This is a genomic window from Cedecea sp., assembly GCF_036500665.1.
GTDB lineage: Bacteria > Pseudomonadota > Gammaproteobacteria > Enterobacterales > Enterobacteriaceae > Cedecea.
Map to the genome: position 1 here is coordinate 1 of NZ_DASYBS010000060.1, position 22,773 is coordinate 22,773.

Consider the following 22,773-nt stretch of genomic DNA (forward strand, 5'->3'; position numbering starts at 1 on the left):
TCGGAAGTCCCTCCGCTGGCGAGAACTGAATCAAAACCTTCAGACAGGGCATGGAAACTGGGACCTGCGGACCCTGATAATGGGTATCAGCGTGTGGTGGGGACGATGCACCCGGAAGGTTACCCGCTATACGCACGAAAAGACCCAGGAAACAGCAATCGTTATAATGTTTATTATCTTAAAAACAGTGAGTGGAAACCATACAGTGGAAACGGCAGTATAAATAACAATGGTGATTTTGTTATTGCCAAAGGATTAGGGGGAGGAAAAACAGATGATAACAACCTTTCTTTTGAATATTTAGATAATTCAGGTGGAAATAAAGAATATATAAACATTCCCAAAAACGTTACTATTGTAAAAGCTAACGACACACCATTCGCTCCAGATAAAAATGGAATACTAACTCATTTAATAGGTAATACTGACACAAACAAAGCAAGAATTACCGTTACGGAATCGGCTGTTGAAATACCCATGAAAGGTTCTGACGGAAATCAATATATGGTTGAAAGCCGTTTCCTGCAATATCGTGGGTTGAAAGGGACTGCAACCATTATGCCTAATGGGGAAGTAGATATATCTCAAAATCAGTTTATGAGAAGAAATATGTTACCGGGAATGAAGTCGTTTTCTCACGAGGGTATTACTGAATACAGGATCCCACAAGAAAACATGAAGCAACCCCAGGGCTCCTTTTCATCATACAGGAAACTCTGATAAACAATCGAATATTAGGCATGAATATAAAATCATTCCATCAAACAAACATTTCATGGAAACCTTTCACATCAACAAGTGCCATTAATAGGCATTGGTGCAGCGAACCCCAAAAACTTGCGAGCTTAACATAAGTAGTAAATGTAGAACCCTACAAATATCCTATAGGGAAGGAAATATCTCTCCTTAAATTCTCCGCATCAATTTTAATTTGCTCCTGCTTATTTATATCAAAATTCGAAAATGTATAGTTAAATTCACCATCTTTTAGATCAGATTCAATGAAATAATCCAAAACGACTTTCATATCACTCTCATTCAATTTGTTGTTTTTACCAGGCTCTCCATGAAACATCTGCAAAGGCCCATAAGCAAGCTTAGGTAAATAATTCCTGTTTATTTCCTTCATTATCGTATTAACCAATCCATCATTCTCCCCAAGAATATGGGGCATACTGACATAAATATCATATGAAAAACCTTCAATTGTACCAGATGGAATTATTGCAAAATCATCTTTGGTTGGATTTTTGATAACTTCGGGAAAAACAGGGGAATGGTCTACAGGAAAGACAACGTTTTTCATTTTTCCTGTGGCTTGAGCATACCTTAAAAAACCTATATATGAACTTCTTTCACTGTCAGAGGTATATGCCAGGGAATGAACTATTTCGTGTAATATTATTTCATTACTGGGTATTGTTTTTCGCCGGGAAGCAACTGAATTTAACTGATAAAAGGCATGAATTCCATTTTCATGTGGATGCTCTATGGAGTCTCCATTCAATACTATAACGCCAGGCTCCAGATAAGTTGTAGCATGAAGAAATTTTCCATCATTAATTTCTTCATTTTGTTTTTTATCACTGGTTACAAGAAAGGTAATTATTGCTGCTTTAGGCCCACCCATATCGTTGATTAATTGATGACGTATTTCCACCATCTTTCTAAAAGAGAAGGATTTTTGATAGGCCTCTTTTATGGTCGACCTTACTTTATTCAACACGGAAATTTGAAGGCATGTCATATAACCTGACCCAACCATAAAAACATTATCTAAAACTGGATCATTAAAAAAACCCTTCCCATTAAAATAGCTCACTCCAACTGTGTCTTTGGGATATGTAATAAGATTTACATATTCTTGCGGATGAAGCACTTGAGTCCTTTGGGTCTCATCAGGTAAATCGATACCCTCTTTCGGAAAAATTTCTTTGTACCAGGGTTTATGGATTTTCGCCCCACTCATTTCTATCGGTTTTTGTGTAGCTGACGTTTTATGTGAGTCGAATTTTTCTTTTGCAAATGATTTATACCATGGCACGGGACCTTCTTTTATTTTTACTCTATTTCCCGACCGCTTCAAATAAATCTCCCGCAACAAAAGAATAGATTTATTTTGCTTAGCATCGCTCGGATAACTATTCCGATCATCATTTTCTTTCTCTTTAAAGGTAGCATGATTTGAGTTTTGTATTAAAATACGCATTTATCTACATCCTGTTTTTAACATAATTAATTTATCTGTGTTTTTGTGAGACAATCACTGTGATCCGCATGGGTGTTCTATATATTAACTTCCACACTGTATTACCACGGTGGTATTAGGCCGATTCGGTTTCAAAGACCGTTGAACGTCTAATGCTCATTCAGCAATATATGTTCACATCGTCAGCGAAATCTATACGATCGACACCAGACTCTCCACGTTGCCAGCCAACCCTGCTTCATCAGCAGTCGCGACAGAATTGCCGAGCTACAATCTTATTAGTGAGCAGACGCGAGCATTAGTTGCTGATTTCGATTTTGAGGTAGGACTCGATGTAATCGAGAATGAGGTCTCGCTCCGGTCAGAACACTCTCAGAAAAACGCTTTATTCCAAATTCCGCAGCCCACCAGAATGCCCCTCATATATATTTCCAGTCCCGCAAAACGCCGCTTCCAGATGGCGATGGCTGAGGCTGGTTACTGGCTAAACACAGCAGTGCTATCTTCCGGCCCCTACGAGTCATCAAGCGTACGGCACGCCCACCATGAATACCCTCCCTGTCGTACCAATCGACTGTTCCCACACCAAATATATTTGCCACAACTGTGCAGGCAAAAGCTATGTATGTATTACAGATGAAGCGCGATACGTTTACCGTCCGGGAGCGTCACATCAAGCGAAAGCTCTCCACCAAGCGCTTTTATATAGCGTTTCAGTGTGGACAATTTCAGATCATTACCCACCTTTTCCATTTTCGCTACCGCTGGTTGTTGGATCCCCAACGCGGCGGCAAGTTGGACCTGAGAAATATCCAGTTCCTTACGAATTTCTGACAAGGTTATTTCATTCCGGATTTCTTCTGCACGCGCAGCAACTCTTGCCCAGCTTTCAGGAGCTCGCTTTGCCATTAGATTATCAAAAGTAGCCATTATTTATCCCTCATGTCAGCCAGATGTGCTTTGTATTCAGCATCAGCTGTCTTGATGTTCATCCTGCCCCTTTATTGTCTCCGGCACACAGTATTATCACCTGCCGTCGGGGGCGAATGCGAAATACGCCCTGACTGGATGCATTCCTATCTTCTCCTTAGCGCTTTCATATTTGGATAATAAAAATCCCAGTGGGTAGCAAGGTGCGGCTCCCCTCACGAAACATAGCCAGAACGGCCAACACTGACCTGACTGCTCAAGAAACGTCAGTAAGTCACATTAACCGTCACCGTGTCGGCGTAACTGTCCGGAGTGTAGTTAGCTCCGGGAACCGTAACGTACACCGTCCAGGCCGTCGTGCTACCGACTCCGATTCCCGCAACGCTGTTCAGCGGAGTGTTTCCCCACGGACTGCCACTCATACCGGGTCCTGAGCGAAGCTGATAGGGTACCTGGTCAGTATTGGTATTGCTGGTTTTCATCATTCCACCTCCTGCCGTGTTGCCGTTCGAAGGCACCAGACCAATGGTATAGGGGGTGCTGTTGGTGCAGGTGACACCCATCGTATTGTTCGCGCTGATATTTGTCTGGGTGGCATTTACCGTTCCCAGGTTAATGTTGTTCGTAAAGCTGACGTTGCATTGCTTCACCACCGTCGCAAGTACGGTAAATGGGAACGTCGGGCCAGCCGTGGTACCACAGGTTGTCGGTGGAAGGAGCAATCCGGTATTCAGCGTGACGCTGGCGGTCGCGGCAGAATAATTATCCTGGTAACCGCCCGGGGCTGCCGTGATTTGTGACCCGGGAAGTCGGGCATAAACGGTCTTACTCCCGGTCACCGGGAGAAAATCCAGGAAGGTTATCTGCACCATGGGTGGCGTTGTCCCCGCCTGATACTGACTCCCCCAGACTGTTGTATACCCCGGGTCCTGATACAGCTGGTAATTCAGGGTGCTGGCGGGAGGACCGGCAAATGACATTTGGCGGGGACTGATTTGTCCGCTGACGGCAGACGGGCCAATATTAAAGCACAGCGTGACACCCGCCAGCACATCCGTGATGGCCCGGGTACAGGCATAGCTGAAGGTCATGGCCCCCGTGGCTCCCGTTGCGGACAGCGGGTTTACCGTGCCAAAATTAACGGGCTGCACATTACTGACCGAACAGCTCAGCGCCTGGCTCACTCCGGGCGACAGGATTAGTCCTGCCAGCAAAAATAGATGGCTTAATTGCATGTTGATGCCTCCTGCAACGCCGGTTATTACCGACAGGTCAGTGGACCCGTTTGTGGAATATCCTTCCCCCCGGCAGGATAATAAAATTGCACTGTGCAGACGCCTGTTGCCGTAGTGACCTTAAGCCGGTTATGTAACTCGAGAGCATCAAAATAAACCATGCCATCAAAACCCACGACCGCATTCTGACCCGAATCCAGCGTGGCTATACTTCCCTGCGCAATGGCGTAGCCATGAGTATCAACCAGCATCACCTGCGCCGCACGAACGGGCGTAATGCCAAATTTCACCAGTACGCCGGACCGGTCTGCGGGAGTGGCGTCAGCGCTGATTCGGTTAATTCGCATGCTGGCGGGCAGGTCCATCGGGTCAATACTCAGCAGATTATTCTGATAGCTGTTCAGGGGCGTGACCAGCAGTAATCCCTGGTCGTCGCTGGTTCCCACGAGGTTGTTTTCCAGTTTTACCGGAACACCGGCAATACCATCGGTGGACACCACCGCAAAACCGTTACCGATCTCCCGGGCGGCGAACAGCCCTCCTGCCATCGACACCAGGGAGCCGCTGGCACCTGCGTAACCATAGTGAGTATCAGGCATCTTATTAACACCTGCGTAGATATTGCCGTGACGCCCTTGATACCCCACCTCTCCCTGCGCCCCCGGCCGGGATGAGTGACGACTGGCAGCAATATTCCAGCCCCATCCACCGTCCGGGGGCTGCGACTGGCTGGCATTTATCATGTATCCGGAGTGGTTGTTCATACGCAGCAGCGAACTGCCGGCATTCAGCCCGTTACTGAAAGCGAATGTCATCATCAGCCAGAGACTGCTGTCCCGACTGTTATCCACGTTCTGACTGGCGCCGAGGCTAAGATAGACATTCTGTGCCACTGATTTAAACCAGTTCGCACCGGCATAGCGAACCGCTCTTTCCTGCGGATAACGAAACTGCAGGTAGCTCAGGCTGAAATTACCCAGTGACTCTGTCCCATACCCCACTACCGAGTTGCTGCTTAACGCCGGCGGGGGCTGACCATAATGGGTAGCCACATCGTGATAGCGACCTGACGTGAGGGTGGTCATTGTGCTGAAGGTAAAGTTATAACCGGACCAGCGATAACCGGCGCCATACAGCGCCCCCCTTTGACCTGAGTCCGTACTCATCGCCAGAGTGGCTGACAGAGTACCGCTGCGGCTGGAGGGAACCCAGTCGGTACTGAAGCCAGCATTCGCCAGACGGTCTGTTGCCTCAGCATGCGAACCGGCGGTTAAACTGTTACTCACTCCCCGCCGCCAGGTCCCGCTGAAAACCGGGACGTTGCCATAGTCAAAAGAGGAATAACCATAATTCCTGCGGACAACCCCAAGCTCTGCCGACCACTCAGTCAGTCCCTGACGCAGTAGCAACTGGTCATTATAAAAAGAGAAATTCTGAACGGTCGTCCTGCCCAGGGCATCCGTGACCATGACCTGCGCATTGCCTGCGCCACTGATATTGGGCAGGCTGCTGATTTCAAAATTTCCCGCAGGTACGCTGCCGTTATAATGCTTCACCCCATTAATATAGAGCTCGACATCAGAAGGCAGGGTTGCTGAACCGAGAAAAGAAGGCAGTGGAGTAGTGGGGAGATAAGGCTGCAGGCTAAGGTTTGTACCGACCTGAATACCGGCAATGCGGGTGGGGCGCGACCAGGGTAGCGAACTGGTCAAGGTGTCCCCCGCCGTCACTGTCAGTAACCGGTCAGGAAAGGAGGACTGCCAGCGGGTATCCAGGCGACTGAAGCGGTTATCATTGTTTCCACCGTGTTTCTGTACGGCATTACGCGTTAGCTGGGTTGAACTGAATACCCCGGATGGCTGAAAGGCGCGAAGTTCTGTAAAGCTACGGACACTTAGGGTTCTCTCCTTTGAAGCGAAGAGGTCATAATTTAGCAGTATACCTCGCGAAGTGGATGCAACCGGACTGCTCACGTCCGCCCGGGTAAACAGGGTGGTTGTGCTCAGAAGCCCGAGAGGAGCGGTTAGCTTCAGGGTCTGTTGCCTGGCATCATAGTCAATGTGTAACTGTGGAATATCACTCAGACATACCGACGCCGATGGTCTGACATCCAGCATAAGACCCAGCTGCCGCAGAGTGTCTGCACTGGCATAAAACTTCCCGTCAGCATAGCCGAAACGGACCAAACCCACGCGATTGCCGTTAAGAGTAACGTCGGGGTATAACTCAACCCCGTTTAGCGGCATGGTGTCACTTATCATCCCATTTCGTGACGCATTCACAGGAGGCCGATCTGCTGCATAAACTTCCGGGACGAATAACCCGTTGAGCAAAATCAGTTTCGTCAGCTGACCGAATCCGTCAAAGAGCCTGTTCAGTTTTTTGGCCATTTATTGTGACTTCAAGTTTACCACCACGTGCAAAATCAGCGGCAGAGACGGGTAATACCCAGCGCATCGTTGAAGCCGGAAGAACATATCCCAGCAGCCCCGGAGTAATAACTTTGCGAACACCGCGGGAGGTTGTCAGCGTCGCCGCTGACAACTGAGCATGGCTGTCTCCCTGATTGTGCACATCCAGAAAAATACCTTCTTCAGTATGGCTGACGTTCCACCGCAATTTTGCCGATAACGACGCTGTCACCGCAGGCTGAACAAATACAGGAAGCGAATAGTGCAGAACAAACTGCAATCTATTTTTTTCCAACACGGTCGGAGGCAGTTCATTGATGGACAACCGATAAGCCTCTTCTATCCCTGCAGAAACTGGCCCCGTCCGTATCACCCGGATAAGCTGGCGTTCACCAGGCCTGAGCGCCAGCATAGGTGGGCTGATAACCAGCCCATGAGAAGGTGAGAGTTCGTCACTGAAGTTATTCTGTCTCCAGCGATAAACCCGCACCTGGGCATTAATTTCCCGCTCCCCTTCATTGCTCAACCAGATGCCATCTGCATTTTGGTCACCCCGCAAAATCAGGGTGACCGGAGAAACCTGCAATCCGGATGCTGTCGCCTCGTGCAGACACACGGTTGCGGCCAGCAGGCATGTCAGCACATGCCGCCACAAAGGCAATTTTGGCTTCATCAGCATCCCGGCGTTCAGTAATTCACGTTGACCGTTACGGTATCGGCATAGCTGTCCGGGGTGTAATTAGCACCTGGGGCAGTTGCATAGACGGTATAGGTCTGTGCCAGGCCTGAACCGGTGCCAGCCACGCCGTTACCGACAGTCGTTGAAGTGGCCGTATTCCCCCAGGCGGGGCCGGTAGCCGAAGTTTGATTCAGCTGGTAAGGCACTTTATCCGTATTCGTTGCCGAGTTCGCCACCGACGACATCGCACCCGCGCCAGAAGTGTTTCCGCCATTCGCCGTTGAGGGAGCAAGACCAATAAAATAGGGGGTGGTTTTAGAGCAGTTCACGGAAATGGTGCTGTTCCCGGTGGTATTTGTCGCACTGGAATTCACAGAACCAAGATTGATGTTAGAAGTGGGACCAGCCGTGACGGAACAGGCCTTTGCAATATTAATAAGTACCTGAAAGGTTCCCGTCGATGTTACCGCGCTGGCTGAGGGAGCGATCGCGAAAGCTATACATGAAAGAACCAGACGTACTCCGGTGGCTGATTTCATAACCTTATCCTTAAGTTAATTACCATATTTTAGATTTGACAATGACTGTCACTTAGAACAACAAGCAATACCTTAGTACAGTGAATATTGTTGCACCAGATCAATTTTTGATCATTTTGTAATTTCAGATATTTCTGTAACAGCACGGATTTACAGGTCACGGATAGGGGAAAACCTTAAGTAAATTGCCCTCTTATGAGCATGATTTTTCGGAATAAGAATGACAACGCGTGGTAAAGCTAAGGGCAAAAAGCGAACAACTGGCGGTTTTAAAGAATGCAGAACAGGAAGCACAGCACGGCCTTCATGATTTCAATGGAGGACAGCAGCAGGAATTTTAATCACTTTCAGGCGGTCGTTTAATATCGGCTAAAAACCGCGCTAACTGTAGGCCCTTACAGTTAACCAGCGACGCTATGACATGTTAAAAAACACCACGTTATGAAAGTAGATTGATGTTTTCTCATCCTTCAAATGTGATCCGGGAACCGTTGGTACGGTATTTAAACTAACTGAATAGACAGTTTTTTTTGAAGGGGATTTTAAAATGAATAGACCGATCGCTCCCGTGCTGTTGCCTGCTCTTCTGGCAGGGTGCGCCACGGGTTCTCCTTGTGTGCCGGTTTACGACGATCGGGGAAAACTGGTGCACACCAATACCTGTATGAAAGGGACCACTCAGGATAACTGGGAAACTGCAGGAACTATTGCTGGCGGGGCCACAGCCCTGCCCGGGCTGACGTTGGGGATTATTGCATTAACCAAATAAGGATTAAATCGACAGATAGCACAAATAAATCAAAACAAGATTACAGGTAATAGATTCCGAGCTTATTTATCCAGTATATAAAGGTTACCAGGAGAAATAAATATATAAAATTTTTACTCGTAATGAATATTGTCATACCCCCTGAGGGTATCAGCCAATAATTTCAATGAACACCTTCTCTGAACATGCTCTATTGATACAATTACGGGTAACTAACTGAGCCATTAATCTTCAGTAGATGCATGAAATGATAATGTTAATAACTTACAACTCTAATATTATGAAGGCACTCCAACATGAAAATTGAGAATCAAATAAATCATTATTTAACACCGTCAACCTTCCCGGAAAATACCATGATGTCAAAAAAAGAAAATGAGATGCCGCAGACACGAAGTCACAGAGTTAAACGCGGGGCTCTGAACGGAATAAAAACAACAGACCCGTTATCTGTTCGCCTGGGAATGGGAGGGCCACTGGAGTTGATTCCAGGACTCAGAGATATAAATCCGGTGGGATTTTTTCGGCGAGCATGGGGAAGAACCACACACAATACACAGTCTGTTACTACCACGCCAGCCAGCACAGCTACAAACGAGGAGCGGGCCAGAGAATTGCCCGGATTTCGCAGAATAGTTTATCAGGGGCAAGACGCCTGGGTTCGACAAGGAAGCCAGGATGGTCTTTATGACCTCTATTTTCTTGATCACTTTAATAATCCACAACGAGCGGGAACGGTTTATCAAAGCCAGAATGGTGAATGGCACTGTGCTGGACTCTGTGGCGGCGCAGATTCCCCCTCCACCCCGTCCCCCATTCCTGGCCCCTCTCATGCTCAGAATATGCCTCTGCAGCCGGGGGCCAGATTGACACCGATTATCCAAAGTCTGAATCAGACCATTCATGCAGCACAGGAGCACGCCAATGCTATTCAGCTCAGGATGGAGACATTTGTAGCACAAATCACCGCTGCACATAATGTTAATGATAATAATCAACTTTTTTTACTTGTACAGGAATTACCCCGTCACATCGCGAGTTTAAGAGAACTACACGGAAGTCTTGAAAATACTCGAGTGACTCTCAGTAATGCTCGACATGTAATCAGAACATGGCGCGATCGGCACCCTGACACTACGGTGACTCAAAACGAAATTACACATTATTTAGATGAAATAAACAATCGTATTTTTAATCAACTTCATCTATTGATCACGCAAACCGATAATCGGCTGCAGCACCTAATGCAATTACAAACCTCGCTAAGTTTAAATATGAATGAAGAATAAACAATCCTGGCAAATACGATCGCTACCATAATAGTTTGAAGACATTCTCCCAGCAACAGATATCCCATTAAACATTAAGCTAACAAATGATATATGCCGCAATTAATATGGCTTACTCAAAAAATCTAATAGGGGTTACAACACGTTTTCCACGGCGGAAGTGTTACGTCGAGGCTTAATTCTTCGCCTAACGCTTTCACGTAGCGTTTCAGCATTGGCAGCCTCGACGCTGTCGGTCTGTCACACGTGAGCGACAGAAGGCTGTTTAACTCACACGGGTTGGGTGCGAGAAGGCAAAAGCTGGCACAGCATCATCGGTTCACCGGGGGTGAAACTCATGCTGGAAAAGAGGCTGACCTGTCTTCAAAGCGATAAAAACAGTTGCACGGTGGTGCGTGCTACCGGGTACCACGCAGCAAAGCATAAGTGCCAAACGAATCGGTTAACATGAATTCAGAACTCGCGTGACAACCTCAAATAGCCATTAAAACGTACTGCACATTCATTGTTATTGAATAAACCGGAAGCGATGGAAGTATCTCAACGCTGATGAAAGTGTGGCAAATTAACGAGTCATAATCCCCATTTAATCTCTTCTTGCCATCCTCTTTGCCCCATACATTCATGGAACTCACGTCTCCGGCTGTCATCATTTACATCCATGACATAACTTTCTATTTCCACTCGATCGGCTCGATAGTGACAATGTTTTTTTCTACTGCAATGTGTATAACTTGGTAAATATTTCGTTCGCTGAGCGATCTCATTTTTAATAGGGAATTTGTTTTTTGCTTGATTATGACAAAAATTTTTCGCCGTCGAAAAGATCTCTTCAGAAGACAGGTTTACCCATTGAGTCTCACATCCAGAGAGAAGAAAGATTAATATTAGCAGAGAAAATCGCAATACCATAAAAACCCTTATCGCGAATAAAACCAACATTAATTGAAAATTTAAGATGCAGTCAACGCAGATATAATCAACACATCAACATAATATCCGATAGCGTACAAAAAACTAAAGTGAAAAGCTTTTAATATATTGTTTCTTAAAATTCATTATACAATGTGAACCCATCCATCACTTGATATCCTGCATCTAAAAAAGAGACACTCCACTCTATTCGGCACAGTTTACTCATTTTGACACAAGATGCTATTAATGAAAAATTACCCCCCCCTGATTTACTATAACATTTTCAGACTCTGACCGGTTCATATTGCACAAATTTGCACGACTAATAACAGCCCTCTCTATATTTAAATAACCAACCCTACCAGAGAACCTTCTGGGGCTTATGCGTTTTTTCTCTATAATAATGTGTCCAGTTCTTAATATCTAAGCCTTCCATTCTTATTGTTCATAACTAAAGCATGCAGATATTGTTTCAAAACGTTCAAATATGTAATTAAGTAAATTAAAAGGACTTAAATTGAAAAGGCCCATCATTCTGAAACTAACGAAATTAGCATTAATTTCATCATTACTGACTTACACCTTACCCAGTATCGCTGCTATTACCCCTGGAGGAATGGCTAATGTCAGCTGGAGCATCAAAAATGCCCCCGTTGATGGAGTAGATTCCATCACCTTTCCTATTCGAATTAATAACTCACCTGCTGAGCCCGGTTATTATTATGCACAGCAATTTAATATGATTAATGGGAATCTAGGGTATATAGGTATCAAACCTCAATATAGCGGCGCAACATTGGCCTTCTCAGTATTTGGCTCTGGCACATCGGCAGTAAATACATCCCTATGCAAATCAGGAGCTGACGGTGGTGCCGGTACATCCTGTTCAGTATGGTTAACCAAGTTTGTACCAGGTAAACTTTATTATTTGAATGTTTATCGGGACAGCAATGACACTTCTGTTTGGCATGGGTCCTTAACCAATGCAAGTGATGATGAAAAAGTTGTCCTGGGTGCATGGCGGCAACCGGCTTCCGCAAAAGGAATTGCAGGATCTCATGTTGGATTTGTTGAATATTATAAAAGCCTGGCTGGTTGTGCCGACCTGCAGAAAGCTGGCGTGGATTTCCATCAACCAAGAGTTGATGGATTCTCGACCACCATTACAGGCCCGAATGAATATGGGCGATGTAAAGGTAACATGAATTTCTCAGGTAAAAACACAGATAAATGGATGGCAACTGTGGCTGTTGGTTATTAAAGTAATTAGCTGACCAGACACTTAATAGACCTAATGTGGGGAAAATAATCATATTAGGTCACTGATTAACAAATCTACAAACAATCATTTTTAAGGCTTCATAAAATGTCAAGAATGATAAAATTAGTCGTTATTCTGACAAGCATGATTTATACATCGCTTGGATATGCACAAAAATGTCAGAGAGTGGCGATTATTGATACTGAAAATTCCAGCTCAACATTTTTAAGTGGTGATAATCTAAGGAATAAAGCACAAGGAAAGGCCATTTTTTACGCTTTCAAGGATGGCTGGAAAATATCCGATAAAATTCCTCCTGTGGCAACATCCACTGGCAAGGTAATGGTCATGATGGAAAAAGAAGCTTCTGGTGATTGCAGCATTATTGATCCATTTATGTAATAACGGATCTGTCGCATTAACTGCCCCCCTGAGGATACAGGGGCAAGGTTAGGAATCTGTGGTGACACTCGTTTTTGCAATTACTATACTGGGTATATTGTTGGCGGCACTTCTGAAAGACGATAATGGGCGTTTTTTCTGCGTTGCTTTTGCGTTGCAGAAAAACTCATCAGGGTTTTTCCCATGGCTTTACGGCGACGCCAGTCAGGAAAATGATGACCTTTAGCTTTTTATTTATGTTGCATCATCCGTTTTGAAAGCAGAAGTGCGGTATCTCTGGACAATGAGACTCATATTAAAAACAAGAAAAAATAATACTTTCACCATCTATCTGGCTTAAGAACGATGGCGGTGCCTGTATCTCATATTTGAATATTCAATTTCAGATGGACGCAAACTATTGAAGCCAAAAATTCAGCGTGATCAGACCGCAGGTGAGCAACACGGTGAGGATTAATTCGAAACTGTAGCGTCGCAACATTTTCCGCACTCCAGAAAGAAACACCCGGCAAGCCGGGTGTTTGTGTTAACGCTTCAAGCTAACGGGGCGGCCCCGTTTAACTTATGCTGCTGGCTGAACGGCTGGTTTTGCTGCAGCTTTGTGATGTTTTTTCACGTGTTTCTTAGCAGCCTGCGCTTTCTGAGCAACAGGTTTTACTGCTTTTTTGTGATGCTTTTTAGCGGCCTGAGCCTTCTGTGCTGCTGCTGGTTTTACTGCCTTTTTGTGGTGCTTTTTAGCAGCCTGAGCTTTTTGCTCGGTTGCTGGCTTAGCGGCTTTTTTGTGGTGCTTTTTAGCGGCCTGCGCTTTCTGAGCGACAGCTTTTTTATGTTTCTTATGATGCGTTACTTTTGCAGCTGGAGCTTTAGCAGCAGGTGCAGCGGCGGTGGTTGCCGGAGCAGCAGCTGGTGCAGTCGCGGTAGTGTCAGCAGCGAAAGCGGCGGAAGACAGACCCATAGCAGCGGCAACAACCAGAGCTAATACTTTTTTCATTTCGACATCCTCGAATTTGTTTTCGTGTTTACCCCACTGCGGGGCCGTTGAAATGAACTATAGGCGTATGGAATAAACTCTTCAGTGAGTGATTGGTATCCGCTTGTAATGAAATGTACAACCTCGAAGGAAGCGCTTCGGCATGACGGCACATCACCTGTTTTCGGCAACACATCGCCGCCCGGGGCGGCAAAGCGGCAGTCGTAGAAGGCGATGCCGCTTTCACCCGGCACGTGGTGATTGAATTTGCCGATATGGAACCGGCGCTGGCCTGCTACCACTCCCCGGAGTATCAGCGAGCCCGTCGGGAAAGGGCTGATGTCGCAGAAGCGATGATCGCCATTGTTGAAAGCCTGCCTGGCTAAGTCTTGCGAACCCAGCCTCAGGCTAAGGTTTTAGCCATTACTCCCCGAAACCTCCCGGTAAACCATCAGATTATTGCGCTTTTCCCCGGGGCGATTATCTTCCCAGAAAAATGCCATTCCCTCAGGCGCAGGCTGCAGCTTATCGCCGAGCACAATCAGCCAGCGGCAGTTTTCAGGCTTGCTGAAGGTTTTTTGTGGCCGATGCAGAATGCCGGCAAAGTAGTAGAGCATCGGCGCCTCAGATTCACCGAGGCGGTAAGACGCCATGCAGTCATTCGCCTGATACAGCCCGACAAGGTGGCTTTTGAGATCGGTAAAGACCCCTTCGTAGCCTTTGCTGTAGTCAAACCAGCCGACCATCAAAGTAAACGCCACGCTCCAGATAGTGGTCACGTCCAATCCCCAGCTTAGCGCAGCGCGCAATGCCGGGTTGAGCGAACCAGATAAACGGGCGCGGCAGAGCCACAGCGCTGTGATAGCCAGGGCAAACAGAAACAGCGGCCAGGAAAAGTAAATCTCGTAGCCCGCTGGCAGCCAGCGCTCCAGGGGAGCCAGCCATCCTCTCTTATCGCCGCTAAGCTTGAGCAGGTAAATGCCCCACAGCACCACAAGCAGGGCAGACCAGAGCACAGCAGAAAAATATGAGAAATAACGCAGCGTCTTTTCTTTTATTGTGGGTAGCAGCTGAGAACCTAATATGGCCATAGGAGCAACAAAAGGCATCAGATATAAAGCTCGGCTGGTTGCCGACATCTGCAGAATAATAATCCCCAGCAGCGGGAACAGGGTTATCGCAAACTCATCCTGATTTTTCAGGCAGTTAACAGGATGGCGAAGAAAATATAATGTTGCCAGTATGCCGGATGGCAGCGCAAAAAGCATAATCGCCTCGGGCACTCGCGTCGGAATAGCTTTCGCCCCCAGTTTAGCAACAGAAAATCCCAGAAAGCGCCCAACGTTATTTTCCCAGAACCACGCGATAAACAGGTCAGGGTGTTTGATATAAAGCAGCACGGGCCAGGGAAGAATAAAGACAAGCGCAATGCTGCCCGCAAGAATAACCGGATACCAAAAGGCTTTCGTCCGGCATTGCGCGAAAAATAGAGCACTCAAAAATAGCGTGATCCACAGCACGCCGGGAATAAACACGCCTTTCGATAACAGAGTGACTACCGTTCCCACGCAAAGCCATAGGGCCGAAGCGGCCAGTTTCTCCTGGCGGATAAGCCCCACAATGCCATAGAGCGCCACGGTTGCACCGGCTGTGAGGGCGGTATCGCTGAACATATCATGGCTGTGACGCAGAATGCCCGGTGCGCTAATATAAACAGCGAAAGCCAGCCAAATACGGTAGTCTGTCAGGCTTTCACTGCGAAATACCCTTCTCGCCAGCAGAATAAAAAAGGAAAAATTAATAACAGAAAACAATAACGTTGCCGTTCTCGCGGCATCATGCATCGGCAGCACGCCCGAGAATAAATGCACCATCAGCGTGGCCGCCCAGTAATAAAGCGGTGGTTTTTCCATGAAAGGCTCACCGGCATTCACAGGAACCAGCCAGTTTCCTGTTTCATGCATGGCCTGGATCACGCCAAAGGTATAGTTTTCATCCTGCTTCCACGGCGTATGACCATATATTCCTGGCAGCAGGTAAATAATAAGAAAACCCATAAACAAAAGGAGTATTTTTCCATCCTTGCGCTGCAACATAAAAACATCACTCCTTTATATAATTTGGCTTATTGTTTCTGGTAGTAACTAACCTAATCGGGAAAAATATTCGCGATTGCGGACTCTCCGCAGCAAGACATTACAAACTGCCAACACAACGAAAAATAAACGGCGTTAGCCTTTCCGGGGATGCTGTGCTTTTTTGATGTTTGTTTATGAAATAAACAGGTTGGCAGTAGAAAACCGACAAGGCCAGCGGTTGGGCACAGAATGCCAACCTCCCGCTCAGCATTTTCATACGCAGGTCCTCCCTGACCCGGAGCCAACTTTGACCAAAATCAAAGTTGCATCTGGTTTACAGGTTAAACGGTGGATATAGGTGACACTCCTGGATATAAAAGCGAACGATAATAACTATCATTAACGTTCGCAAGGATGAATTTATGCCAGGGAAACGTAAAACCTACGTGACCTTTTCAGCGGTACCTCTGTTTGTCGCGGGAGCTTTTTCCGTGCCTGGATCAGCTTTTGCCCAGCAAAATACCGCACCTGAAGAGACCATTATCGTCAGCGCCAGCCGCACGGAAACCAACCTCTGGAACAGCCCGGTTACCGTTCAGGTCGTTGACAGAAAAACCCTTGAAAACTCAACAAGCGTCTCGATTGCCGACGATCTGCGTGACATTCCTGGCGTAGAAGTCACGGATAATTCACTGGCGGGGCGAAAACAGATACGCATTCGCGGTGAAGCCTCGTCACGCGTGCTGATTTTGATTGATGGCCAGCAGGTCACCTACCAGCGAGCCGGGCAGGATTACGGCGCTGGCCTGCTGGTTGATGAGTCAGCCCTGGAGCGCATCGAAGTCATTAAAGGCCCCTATTCCGTACTCTATGGCTCACAGGCCATCGGTGGGGTGGTGAACTTCATCACTAAAAAAGGCGGGGAGAAACCACTGGGCGGGCGGGTAAAAGCCACCTGGAACTCGGCCACTGCTGGCTGGCAGGAATCCGCCGCTGCCTGGGGCAGCATTGGCCAGTTCGACTATCGCATTAACGGTAGCTATTCGGATCAGGGCAACAGAAAAACCCCGGACGGGCGGCTGGATAATACCCACTTCCGCAATAATGGTCAGGGCCTGTGGCTGGGCTACAACGTCGATCGCCAGAAAATCGGCCTTTCTCTCGACCGCTACCGCCTGTCCACGCAAACCTGGTACAGCGATCCGGCCCACCAGTTCGATGCTTTTAGCGTCAGGATCCCGGAAATGACGCGGGAAAAAATCGGGCTGTTTTACGACTATGACGTCGACGGAAACTACCTGAAAAAAATCTACCTCGATGCTTACAACCAGACCGTCGAACGCCGGTTTGAAAATGAAGTCGCGACTACGCAGCCGATTCCCTCCCCCATCATTCAGGCGCTAAGCGTAAAAAATCAAACGCATACCAACGATAAGCAGTACACCCAGGGCGTGACGCTGCAAACTAACTTCTCTCTGCCGGCAGGGAACGATCTTGTGCTTGGGGCGCAGTATCAGCACGATAAAGTGAACCAGTCCTCCAGCGGCTACACGCGCCAGACGGCGAAAACCGGATTCTTTGATATCGAAACCCACACCCGGTCGCATGATAAATCGGAGCAAAGCAACACTTCGCTGTTTGCTCAGAACGCGTGGCATCTGGCCGATAACTGGACCTGGATCGTAGGGGCCCGGCAATACTGGCTGGCCTCAAAGCTCATCAACAGCAGTTCACAAACGATTGAAAGCGGCGTGGCAACCAGCCGCGCCACAGACGGGAAGTCGACCAGCGATAGCCAGTTTGTCGGCGCCACCAGCCTGAACTACTCCGGGTTTAAAGATATCGAGATGCGCGCTGCCTTTGCTCAGGGCTATGTCTTCCCGACGCTGGTGCAGCAATTTATGCAAACCTCCGCCGGTGGTGGCCTGACTTATGGCAACCAGAACCTAAGCCCTGAACATTCCAATAACTACGAAATCGGCGCCCGCTACAAGGGCAATCTGTGGTTTGTGGACGGTACGGTTTACTACTCCGAAGCAAAAGATTACATCGCTTCACTGGCCTGCGAAGGACAAACCGTCTGCCAGGGAAACAGCAGTAGCTCGCGTGCCAACTACCGCTATTACGACAATATCAACCAGGCAAAAACCTACGGTATAGAACTGAGCGCCGAGTATAACGGCTGGGCAATCTCCCCTTACCTGAGCGGCAATATCCTGCGCCGTCAGTACCAGAGCAGCACGTTGAAAACCTGGGACACCGGTGAGCCCGCCGTTAACGGCCGCGTTGGGATCAGGCATACGCTGGTGCTCAACGCCATGAACTTAACCTCTGACGCCTTTATCCGCGCCGCTTCTCGCGCCAAAGAAAACACCGGCGACGGCGAAAGACGCTACCCCGGCTGGGCCACCCTGAACCTGGTAGTGAACGCAGAATTTGGTGATAACGACCAGTACCAGGTCAACTTTGCGCTGAACAACCTGACCAACAAGCGCTACCAGACCGCCCACGAGTCTATTCCGGAAGCGGGCTTCAATACGGCCATCGGCTTTGGGTGGAAATTCTGATGAAGAAAAGCATGTTTACCATTCTATTGGCACTTGCCGTTTCGGCCGCTGCCAGCGCCAGCGAGCGCCTGGTTATTGCTGGCGGCTCACTGACCGAACTCGTTTATGCCCTTGGAGTGGGCAGTCAGGTCGTTGGCGTAGACGAAACGACAACCTGGCCGCCGGAAACGGAAAAATTGCCCCACACCGGTCCCTGGATGCAGCTCAGCAGCGAGTCCATTTTGTCGCTTCGTCCCACAACATTCATTACCTGGCAGGACGCCGGCCCGCAGATCGCCCTTGAACAGCTCAGAAAAATGAAGGTAAACGTGCTGATGCTCCCACGTGTACCCGCTACGGTCGAACAGATGTATGAAAATATTCAAACACTTGCTAACGTTCTGGACCGTCAGCAGCAGGGCCAGGAGCTGGTTGTCAGCCTGCGCCATCGGCTGGAGGCTGTTGCCAAAAGCAGCGCCCTCAAACCTCACTCCGTCAGCGCCATGTTTATTCTCTCTGCGGGCGGAAGCGTGCCACAGGTTGCCGGCGCAGGCAGCGTCGCGGACGCCATCCTAAAAATGGCGGGAGCAAACAACATCGCCCGGCATCGGCAGTATCAGAGCTACAGCACAGAGGCGACGATCGCCGCCAATCCGGATGTCATTGTCGCGACGACTCAAATGACGAAGGGCAATCCTGACGTGCTGAAAGCCATTCCTGGCATCACCCACACCTCGGCCTGGAAAAATAAGCGGATAGTCATTATCGATCGGGCGCTGATCCTGGGCATGGGCCCGCGTATCGCAGAAGCCGCGGAACAACTGCATCACCAGTTTTGGCCTGATTCTGGCCAAAGCGATTAAAAATCACTTCGAAAATGAGCGATGTTGAACATGAAACCTGAACTGGATCTCCAGGCGCACTTCGCGCTACCCGGCGGCCAGCCCTTTAAAGATCGTCATGCCACCATGCCGTGGCGCGGCGCGGCCCCCGTCGCCAAAGAGCAGCTTGAGCAAACCTGGCAGCAGGTGATTGCCAGCCCAACGCCTCCCGGCAAAAGGCTGGTCTATCTGCATATTCCCTTCTGTGCAACGCACTGTACTTTTTGCGGTTTTTACCAGAATCGCTACGAAGAAGATCGCTGCGAGCGCTACACCAACGCGCTGCTCAGGGAAATTGAGCTGGAGGCCAACAGCCCGCTGCACCAGTCTGCGCCCATTCACGCCATCTACTTTGGCGGCGGCACGCCTTCGGCGCTTTCGGCAAGAGATTTGGCGCGGATCATTGCCGCCCTGCGCCGCAGCCTGCCGCTGGCACCGGACTGTGAAATCACCATCGAAGGCCGGGTGCTGAATTTTGACGATGAGCGCATCGACGCCTGCCTCGACGCGGGCGCAAACCGTTTCTCCATCGGCATTCAGTCGTTTAACAGCAAAATCCGTAAAAAAATGGCGCGTACGTCCGACGGCCCTACCGCCCGGCGCTTTATGGAAAACCTCTGCAAACGCGATCGTGCCGCCGTGGTGTGCGATTTACTGTTTGGCCTACCGGGCCAGGATCAAAAAGTGTGGGCAGAAGATCTGGCTATCGCGCGGGACATCGGCCTTGACGGCGTCGACCTTTATGCCCTGAACCTGCTGCCGCAAACGCCGCTGGGCAAAGCCGTGGAAAACGGACGCGCCACCCTTCCTTCTCCCGCAGAACGCAGGGATCTGTACCTTCAGGGCTGCGACTTTATGGACAGCGCGGGCTGGCGCTGCATCAGCAACAGCCACTGGGCACGCACCACGCGAGAGCGCAACCTGTACAACCTGCTGATAAAACAAGGTGCAGACTGCCTGGCCTTTGGCTCAGGAGCGGGCGGCTCGGTCAACGGCTATTCCTGGATGGTCGAACGCAATCTGGAAAGCTGGCACACCGCCGTCGCCGCCGGGAAAAAGCCGCTGATGATGATGGCCCGCACCACCGACCCAGGTTACCGCTGGCGGCATCGGCTGCAGGCCGGGATTGAAACTGCACGCGTGCCGCTCGATGAATTGACCGCCGATGCGCCTCTGCTCCAGCCGCTGCTCACCCAGTGGCACGAATCTGGCCTGACCCGCGATAGCTCTTCCTGTCTGCGCCTGACCGACGAAGGGCGCTTCTGGGCCAGCAATATCTTTCAGTCCCTGCAGACGCTGATTTCAACCCTGAATACCCCATTAACAACGGACAAAAAACCACAAGGAGCTCCCCTATGACTTCCGTTTCCCTCGCCGATTACTTAAAAACCAAGCCGGACGGCACCCTGGAATCCATCGCCGCACAATATAATGTCACCCTGCTGAACGTTGTGACTCAGCTTCCTGCTCTTGCCCTGGTCAGCGGCGAGCAGTTCGACACCGTCTGGGATACCGTTGTCGAATGGGGCAGCGTCACCACGCTGGTACATACCGCCGACCTGATTATTGAATTTTCCGGCGAGCTGCCTTCCGGCTTCCACCGCCACGGCTACTTCAACCTGCGCGGCAAGAAAGGCATGACGGGGCACATTAAAGCAAGTAACTGCACCCACATCGCGTTGGTAGAGCGTAAATTCATGGGGATGGACACCGCCTCGATTCTGTTCTTCAATCAGGCAGGCAGTGCGATGCTGAAAATCTTCATCGGGCGCGACGATCATCGCCAGTTACTGGCAGATCAGCTCGCGGCTTTCCGGGCGCTGGCAGAGACACTTAAGGGAAATATTGCATGACGCCATGGTTAATTTTTGGAGCCGGGGGTAAAGGCGTAGGCGCGCTAACCGCGAAGCTGGCGCTGGCAGAGAGTCGCCCCGTTGTTGCGCTGGTGCGTAACGAAGAGGCCGCAGCAAAACTCCGCGAGGCTGGCGCTCAGGTGATTATCGGTGACGCCTGCGATTCAGACGCGGTCACAGAAGCCTGTCGCCTTGCGGGCCAGGACGCAACCGTCATTTCGACAATGGGCGGCGCGCAGGATTACCCGGCGCACCGCACCGTTATCGACTGCGCCGAAAAAGCCGGGATCTCGCGTATGGTGCTGGTCACCTCTTTGGGCTGCGGAGAAAGCTGGGCTTACTTGTCCGACCGTGCAAAAGCAGGTTTCGGCCAGGGCGTACGAGAAAAATCTCTCGCGGAAAGCTGGCTGCAAACCAGCAAACTGGACTTTGCCATCGTTCGCCCCGGCGGCCTGCTTCACGGCGAGCCAACCGGTAAAGCTGTTCTGAGTCAGGCCCCCGAAATTCACGGCATGGTGATGCGTGCCGACGTCGCCGCGCACGTGGCCGAACGGGCAAAAGCCCCCCGCCTGAACCGCCAGGTTTATGGCCTCGTTGAACCGGGGCTGAAACCGGCTTAACGCCGTGCCGGGCTTTCGCTTTTCTGGCGGTATAGCCCGGCCAGCTCTTCCCTCTTGCTACACTTCCAGATAGTTTCATTAGATAACTAACCTGAGAAGAAGGCAGATAACGCGATGTCCGAACACAACTACCAGCCACCAAAAGTCTGGACCTGGAACAAGACCGAAGCAGGCCAGTTCTCCAGCATCAACCGCCCGGTTTCCGGCCCAACTCACGAAAAAACGCTGCCGGTAGGCAAGCATCCGCTGCAGCTTTATTCCCTTGGCACGCCTAACGGGCAGAAGGTGGCTATTCTGCTGGAAGAGCTGCTGGCGCTGGGCATCAGCGGGGCAGAATACGACGCACACCTGATTCGTATCGGTGAAGGCGATCAGTTCTCCAGCGGCTTTGTAGAAGTCAATCCGAACTCCAAGATCCCGGCGCTGTTTGACCATTCCGTCACGCCGCCGCTGCGCGTATTTGAGTCCGGCAACATCCTGCTTTACCTCGCAGAAAAATTCGGCCGCTTCCTGCCGAAGGACATCGCCGGCCGTACCGAAGCGCTGAACTGGCTGTTCTGGCTGCAGGGTTCTGCGCCATACCTGGGCGGCGGTTTCGGTCACTTCTACCACTATGCGCCGGTCAAAATTGAGTACGCCATCAACCGCTTTGCTATGGAAGCCAAGCGCCAGCTGGACGTGCTCGACAAACAGCTGGAGAATCATCGCTTTATTGCCGGAGATGAATACACCATCGCCGATATTGCGATCTTTACCTGGTACGGTGCGCTGGCAAAAGGTGGCCTGTACGAATCCGCCGAGTTCCTGGACGTAGCTTCTTATAAGCACTTTGGCCGCTGGGCCGATGAAGTGGCTAACCGCCCGGCGGTTAAACGCGGCCGCATAGTGAACCGCACCTGGGGCGATGTGCAGCTGGCCGAGCGCCATGATGCTTCAGATTTTGATGATTTAGGGTTGTAGTACTCACCCTCTGGAAGAAGTATCTTAGCCACAAATATCGCCCATGAAATTCGGCTAAGGTTCCGTTCACTTCCAGTCCTGTTCACATGTCACCACCGAACCGGTGAACGACTCGGGGAAGTCACCGTCACTTCCCCGAGACCCCGGACTCCCGGCCAAATAAATCGCCGCAAGCGGTAAACCTCCGTTTTATCTCCCAGTCCTGGGTCGGCTGAGATGCGTTCCC

General features: G+C 49.6%; 20 protein-coding genes. 12 read left to right on the forward strand and 8 right to left on the reverse strand.

Translation table 11 applies throughout. The annotated features are described in order from the left end of the window. The coding region (locus VGM55_RS09625; protein WP_331635333.1) for a hypothetical protein at window positions 1–720 on the forward strand (720 nt) is incomplete at its 5' end. Window positions 721–871: 151 nt separating this feature from the next. Here the strand turns inward: VGM55_RS09625 and VGM55_RS09630 are convergent. The 6 genes from VGM55_RS09630 to VGM55_RS09655 all read right to left on the reverse strand — a co-directional run bounded on the left by VGM55_RS09630 (window position 872) and on the right by VGM55_RS09655 (window position 8,003). Continuing rightward, window positions 872–2,209 carry a hypothetical protein gene (locus VGM55_RS09630; protein WP_154189052.1) on the reverse strand — a complete coding sequence of 446 codons (1,338 nt, stop codon included), beginning with the start codon at window positions 2,207–2,209 and terminating at the stop codon, window positions 872–874. Window positions 2,210–2,839: 630 nt separating this feature from the next. After that, window positions 2,840–3,139, reverse strand: a complete 300-nt coding sequence (locus VGM55_RS09635) for a helix-turn-helix domain-containing protein (RefSeq protein ID WP_154189053.1) — start codon at window positions 3,137–3,139, stop codon at window positions 2,840–2,842. A gap of 266 nt (window positions 3,140–3,405) precedes the next feature. Beyond that, window positions 3,406–4,374, reverse strand: coding sequence for a Csu type fimbrial protein (locus tag VGM55_RS09640; RefSeq protein ID WP_154189054.1), 969 nt, complete (start codon window positions 4,372–4,374; stop codon window positions 3,406–3,408). A 26-nt stretch (window positions 4,375–4,400) separates the two neighbouring features. Beyond that, a complete protein-coding gene (locus VGM55_RS09645; protein WP_331635334.1) occupies window positions 4,401–6,635 on the reverse strand; it encodes a fimbria/pilus outer membrane usher protein in 2,235 nt (744 codons plus the stop codon). Window positions 6,636–6,735: 100 nt separating this feature from the next. Then, on the reverse strand, window positions 6,736–7,458 hold the full coding sequence (locus tag VGM55_RS09650; RefSeq protein ID WP_331635335.1) for a molecular chaperone: 723 nt from the start codon (window positions 7,456–7,458) through the stop codon (window positions 6,736–6,738). 14 nt (window positions 7,459–7,472) lie between these two features. Then, window positions 7,473–8,003 (reverse strand): Csu type fimbrial protein, encoded by a 531-nt coding sequence (locus VGM55_RS09655; protein WP_154189057.1) that lies wholly within the window; start codon window positions 8,001–8,003, stop codon window positions 7,473–7,475. 547 nt (window positions 8,004–8,550) lie between these two features. On the opposite strand from VGM55_RS09655, the gene VGM55_RS09660 reads away from it, so the two are divergent. The 4 genes from VGM55_RS09660 (at window position 8,551) to VGM55_RS09675 (ending at window position 12,639) form a co-directional block, all read left to right on the forward strand. After that, complete coding sequence (locus VGM55_RS09660) at window positions 8,551–8,772, forward strand: hypothetical protein (protein WP_154189058.1); 222 nt, start codon at window positions 8,551–8,553, stop codon at window positions 8,770–8,772. A 296-nt stretch (window positions 8,773–9,068) separates the two neighbouring features. Next, window positions 9,069–10,061 carry a hypothetical protein gene (locus tag VGM55_RS09665; RefSeq protein WP_331635336.1) on the forward strand — a complete coding sequence of 331 codons (993 nt, stop codon included), beginning with the start codon at window positions 9,069–9,071 and terminating at the stop codon, window positions 10,059–10,061. Between the two features lie 1,432 nt (window positions 10,062–11,493). Beyond that, window positions 11,494–12,237, forward strand: coding sequence for a hypothetical protein (locus VGM55_RS09670; RefSeq protein ID WP_154188493.1), 744 nt, complete (start codon window positions 11,494–11,496; stop codon window positions 12,235–12,237). Window positions 12,238–12,342: 105 nt separating this feature from the next. Further along, window positions 12,343–12,639, forward strand: a complete 297-nt coding sequence (locus VGM55_RS09675) for a hypothetical protein (RefSeq protein WP_154188494.1) — start codon at window positions 12,343–12,345, stop codon at window positions 12,637–12,639. Window positions 12,640–13,201: 562 nt separating this feature from the next. On the opposite strand, the gene asr is transcribed toward VGM55_RS09675, so the two are convergent. Continuing rightward, window positions 13,202–13,630 (reverse strand): acid resistance repetitive basic protein Asr, encoded by a 429-nt coding sequence (gene asr / locus VGM55_RS09680; protein ID WP_154188495.1) that lies wholly within the window; start codon window positions 13,628–13,630, stop codon window positions 13,202–13,204. A gap of 173 nt (window positions 13,631–13,803) precedes the next feature. On the opposite strand from asr, the gene VGM55_RS09685 reads away from it, so the two are divergent. Further along, the gene (locus VGM55_RS09685; RefSeq protein WP_331635342.1) at window positions 13,804–13,995 is read left to right on the forward strand and encodes a DUF1330 domain-containing protein; all 192 of its coding nucleotides are present in this window, start codon (window positions 13,804–13,806) and stop codon (window positions 13,993–13,995) included. Between the two features lie 30 nt (window positions 13,996–14,025). Here the strand turns inward: VGM55_RS09685 and VGM55_RS09690 are convergent, their stop codons facing one another. Further along, window positions 14,026–15,705 carry a hypothetical protein gene (locus VGM55_RS09690; protein ID WP_331635337.1) on the reverse strand — a complete coding sequence of 560 codons (1,680 nt, stop codon included), beginning with the start codon at window positions 15,703–15,705 and terminating at the stop codon, window positions 14,026–14,028. A 404-nt stretch (window positions 15,706–16,109) separates the two neighbouring features. On the opposite strand from VGM55_RS09690, the gene VGM55_RS09695 reads away from it, so the two are divergent. The 6 genes from VGM55_RS09695 to yghU all read left to right on the forward strand — a co-directional run bounded on the left by VGM55_RS09695 (window position 16,110) and on the right by yghU (window position 22,547). Continuing rightward, the gene (locus VGM55_RS09695; RefSeq protein WP_331635338.1) at window positions 16,110–18,254 is read left to right on the forward strand and encodes a TonB-dependent receptor; all 2,145 of its coding nucleotides are present in this window, start codon (window positions 16,110–16,112) and stop codon (window positions 18,252–18,254) included. Beyond that, window positions 18,254–19,096, forward strand: coding sequence for a heme/hemin ABC transporter substrate-binding protein (locus VGM55_RS09700; protein WP_154188498.1), 843 nt, complete (start codon window positions 18,254–18,256; stop codon window positions 19,094–19,096). Before VGM55_RS09695 ends, VGM55_RS09700 begins: the two co-directional genes overlap by 1 nt. Window positions 19,097–19,126: 30 nt before the next feature. Beyond that, window positions 19,127–20,473 (forward strand): heme anaerobic degradation radical SAM methyltransferase ChuW/HutW, encoded by a 1,347-nt coding sequence (hutW, locus tag VGM55_RS09705; RefSeq protein ID WP_331635339.1) that lies wholly within the window; start codon window positions 19,127–19,129, stop codon window positions 20,471–20,473. Then, the gene (hutX, locus tag VGM55_RS09710) at window positions 20,470–20,967 is read left to right on the forward strand and encodes a heme utilization cystosolic carrier protein HutX (protein ID WP_331635340.1); all 498 of its coding nucleotides are present in this window, start codon (window positions 20,470–20,472) and stop codon (window positions 20,965–20,967) included. The genes hutW and hutX overlap by 4 nt, the downstream gene beginning before the upstream one ends. Continuing rightward, the gene (locus tag VGM55_RS09715; RefSeq protein ID WP_154188501.1) at window positions 20,964–21,587 is read left to right on the forward strand and encodes an SDR family oxidoreductase; all 624 of its coding nucleotides are present in this window, start codon (window positions 20,964–20,966) and stop codon (window positions 21,585–21,587) included. Before hutX ends, VGM55_RS09715 begins: the two co-directional genes overlap by 4 nt. A gap of 114 nt (window positions 21,588–21,701) precedes the next feature. Continuing rightward, window positions 21,702–22,547 (forward strand): glutathione-dependent disulfide-bond oxidoreductase, encoded by an 846-nt coding sequence (gene yghU / locus VGM55_RS09720; protein ID WP_331635341.1) that lies wholly within the window; start codon window positions 21,702–21,704, stop codon window positions 22,545–22,547. Window positions 22,548–22,773 lie beyond the last annotated feature (226 nt).

Bases quoted from the DNA above. Each gene is read 5' to 3' on its own strand.
- VGM55_RS09630 (WP_154189052.1), bottom strand. From the start codon at position 2,209: ATGCGTATTTTAATACAAAACTCAAATCATGCTACCTTTAAAGAGAAA.
- VGM55_RS09635 (WP_154189053.1), bottom strand. From the start codon at position 3,139: ATGGCTACTTTTGATAATCTAATGGCAAAGCGAGCTCCTGAAAGCTGG.
- VGM55_RS09640 (WP_154189054.1), bottom strand. From the start codon at position 4,374: ATGCAATTAAGCCATCTATTTTTGCTGGCAGGACTAATCCTGTCGCCC.
- VGM55_RS09645 (WP_331635334.1), bottom strand. From the start codon at position 6,635: ATGATAAGTGACACCATGCCGCTAAACGGGGTTGAGTTATACCCCGAC.
- VGM55_RS09650 (WP_331635335.1), bottom strand. From the start codon at position 7,458: ATGAAGCCAAAATTGCCTTTGTGGCGGCATGTGCTGACATGCCTGCTG.
- VGM55_RS09655 (WP_154189057.1), bottom strand. From the start codon at position 8,003: ATGAAATCAGCCACCGGAGTACGTCTGGTTCTTTCATGTATAGCTTTC.
- VGM55_RS09660 (WP_154189058.1), top strand. From the start codon at position 8,551: ATGAATAGACCGATCGCTCCCGTGCTGTTGCCTGCTCTTCTGGCAGGG.
- VGM55_RS09665 (WP_331635336.1), top strand. From the start codon at position 9,069: ATGAAAATTGAGAATCAAATAAATCATTATTTAACACCGTCAACCTTC.
- VGM55_RS09675 (WP_154188494.1), top strand. From the start codon at position 12,343: ATGTCAAGAATGATAAAATTAGTCGTTATTCTGACAAGCATGATTTAT.
- asr (WP_154188495.1), bottom strand. From the start codon at position 13,630: ATGAAAAAAGTATTAGCTCTGGTTGTTGCCGCTGCTATGGGTCTGTCT.
- VGM55_RS09690 (WP_331635337.1), bottom strand. From the start codon at position 15,705: ATGTTGCAGCGCAAGGATGGAAAAATACTCCTTTTGTTTATGGGTTTT.
- VGM55_RS09695 (WP_331635338.1), top strand. From the start codon at position 16,110: ATGCCAGGGAAACGTAAAACCTACGTGACCTTTTCAGCGGTACCTCTG.
- VGM55_RS09700 (WP_154188498.1), top strand. From the start codon at position 18,254: ATGAAGAAAAGCATGTTTACCATTCTATTGGCACTTGCCGTTTCGGCC.
- hutW (WP_331635339.1), top strand. From the start codon at position 19,127: ATGAAACCTGAACTGGATCTCCAGGCGCACTTCGCGCTACCCGGCGGC.
- hutX (WP_331635340.1), top strand. From the start codon at position 20,470: ATGACTTCCGTTTCCCTCGCCGATTACTTAAAAACCAAGCCGGACGGC.
- VGM55_RS09715 (WP_154188501.1), top strand. From the start codon at position 20,964: ATGACGCCATGGTTAATTTTTGGAGCCGGGGGTAAAGGCGTAGGCGCG.
- yghU (WP_331635341.1), top strand. From the start codon at position 21,702: ATGTCCGAACACAACTACCAGCCACCAAAAGTCTGGACCTGGAACAAG.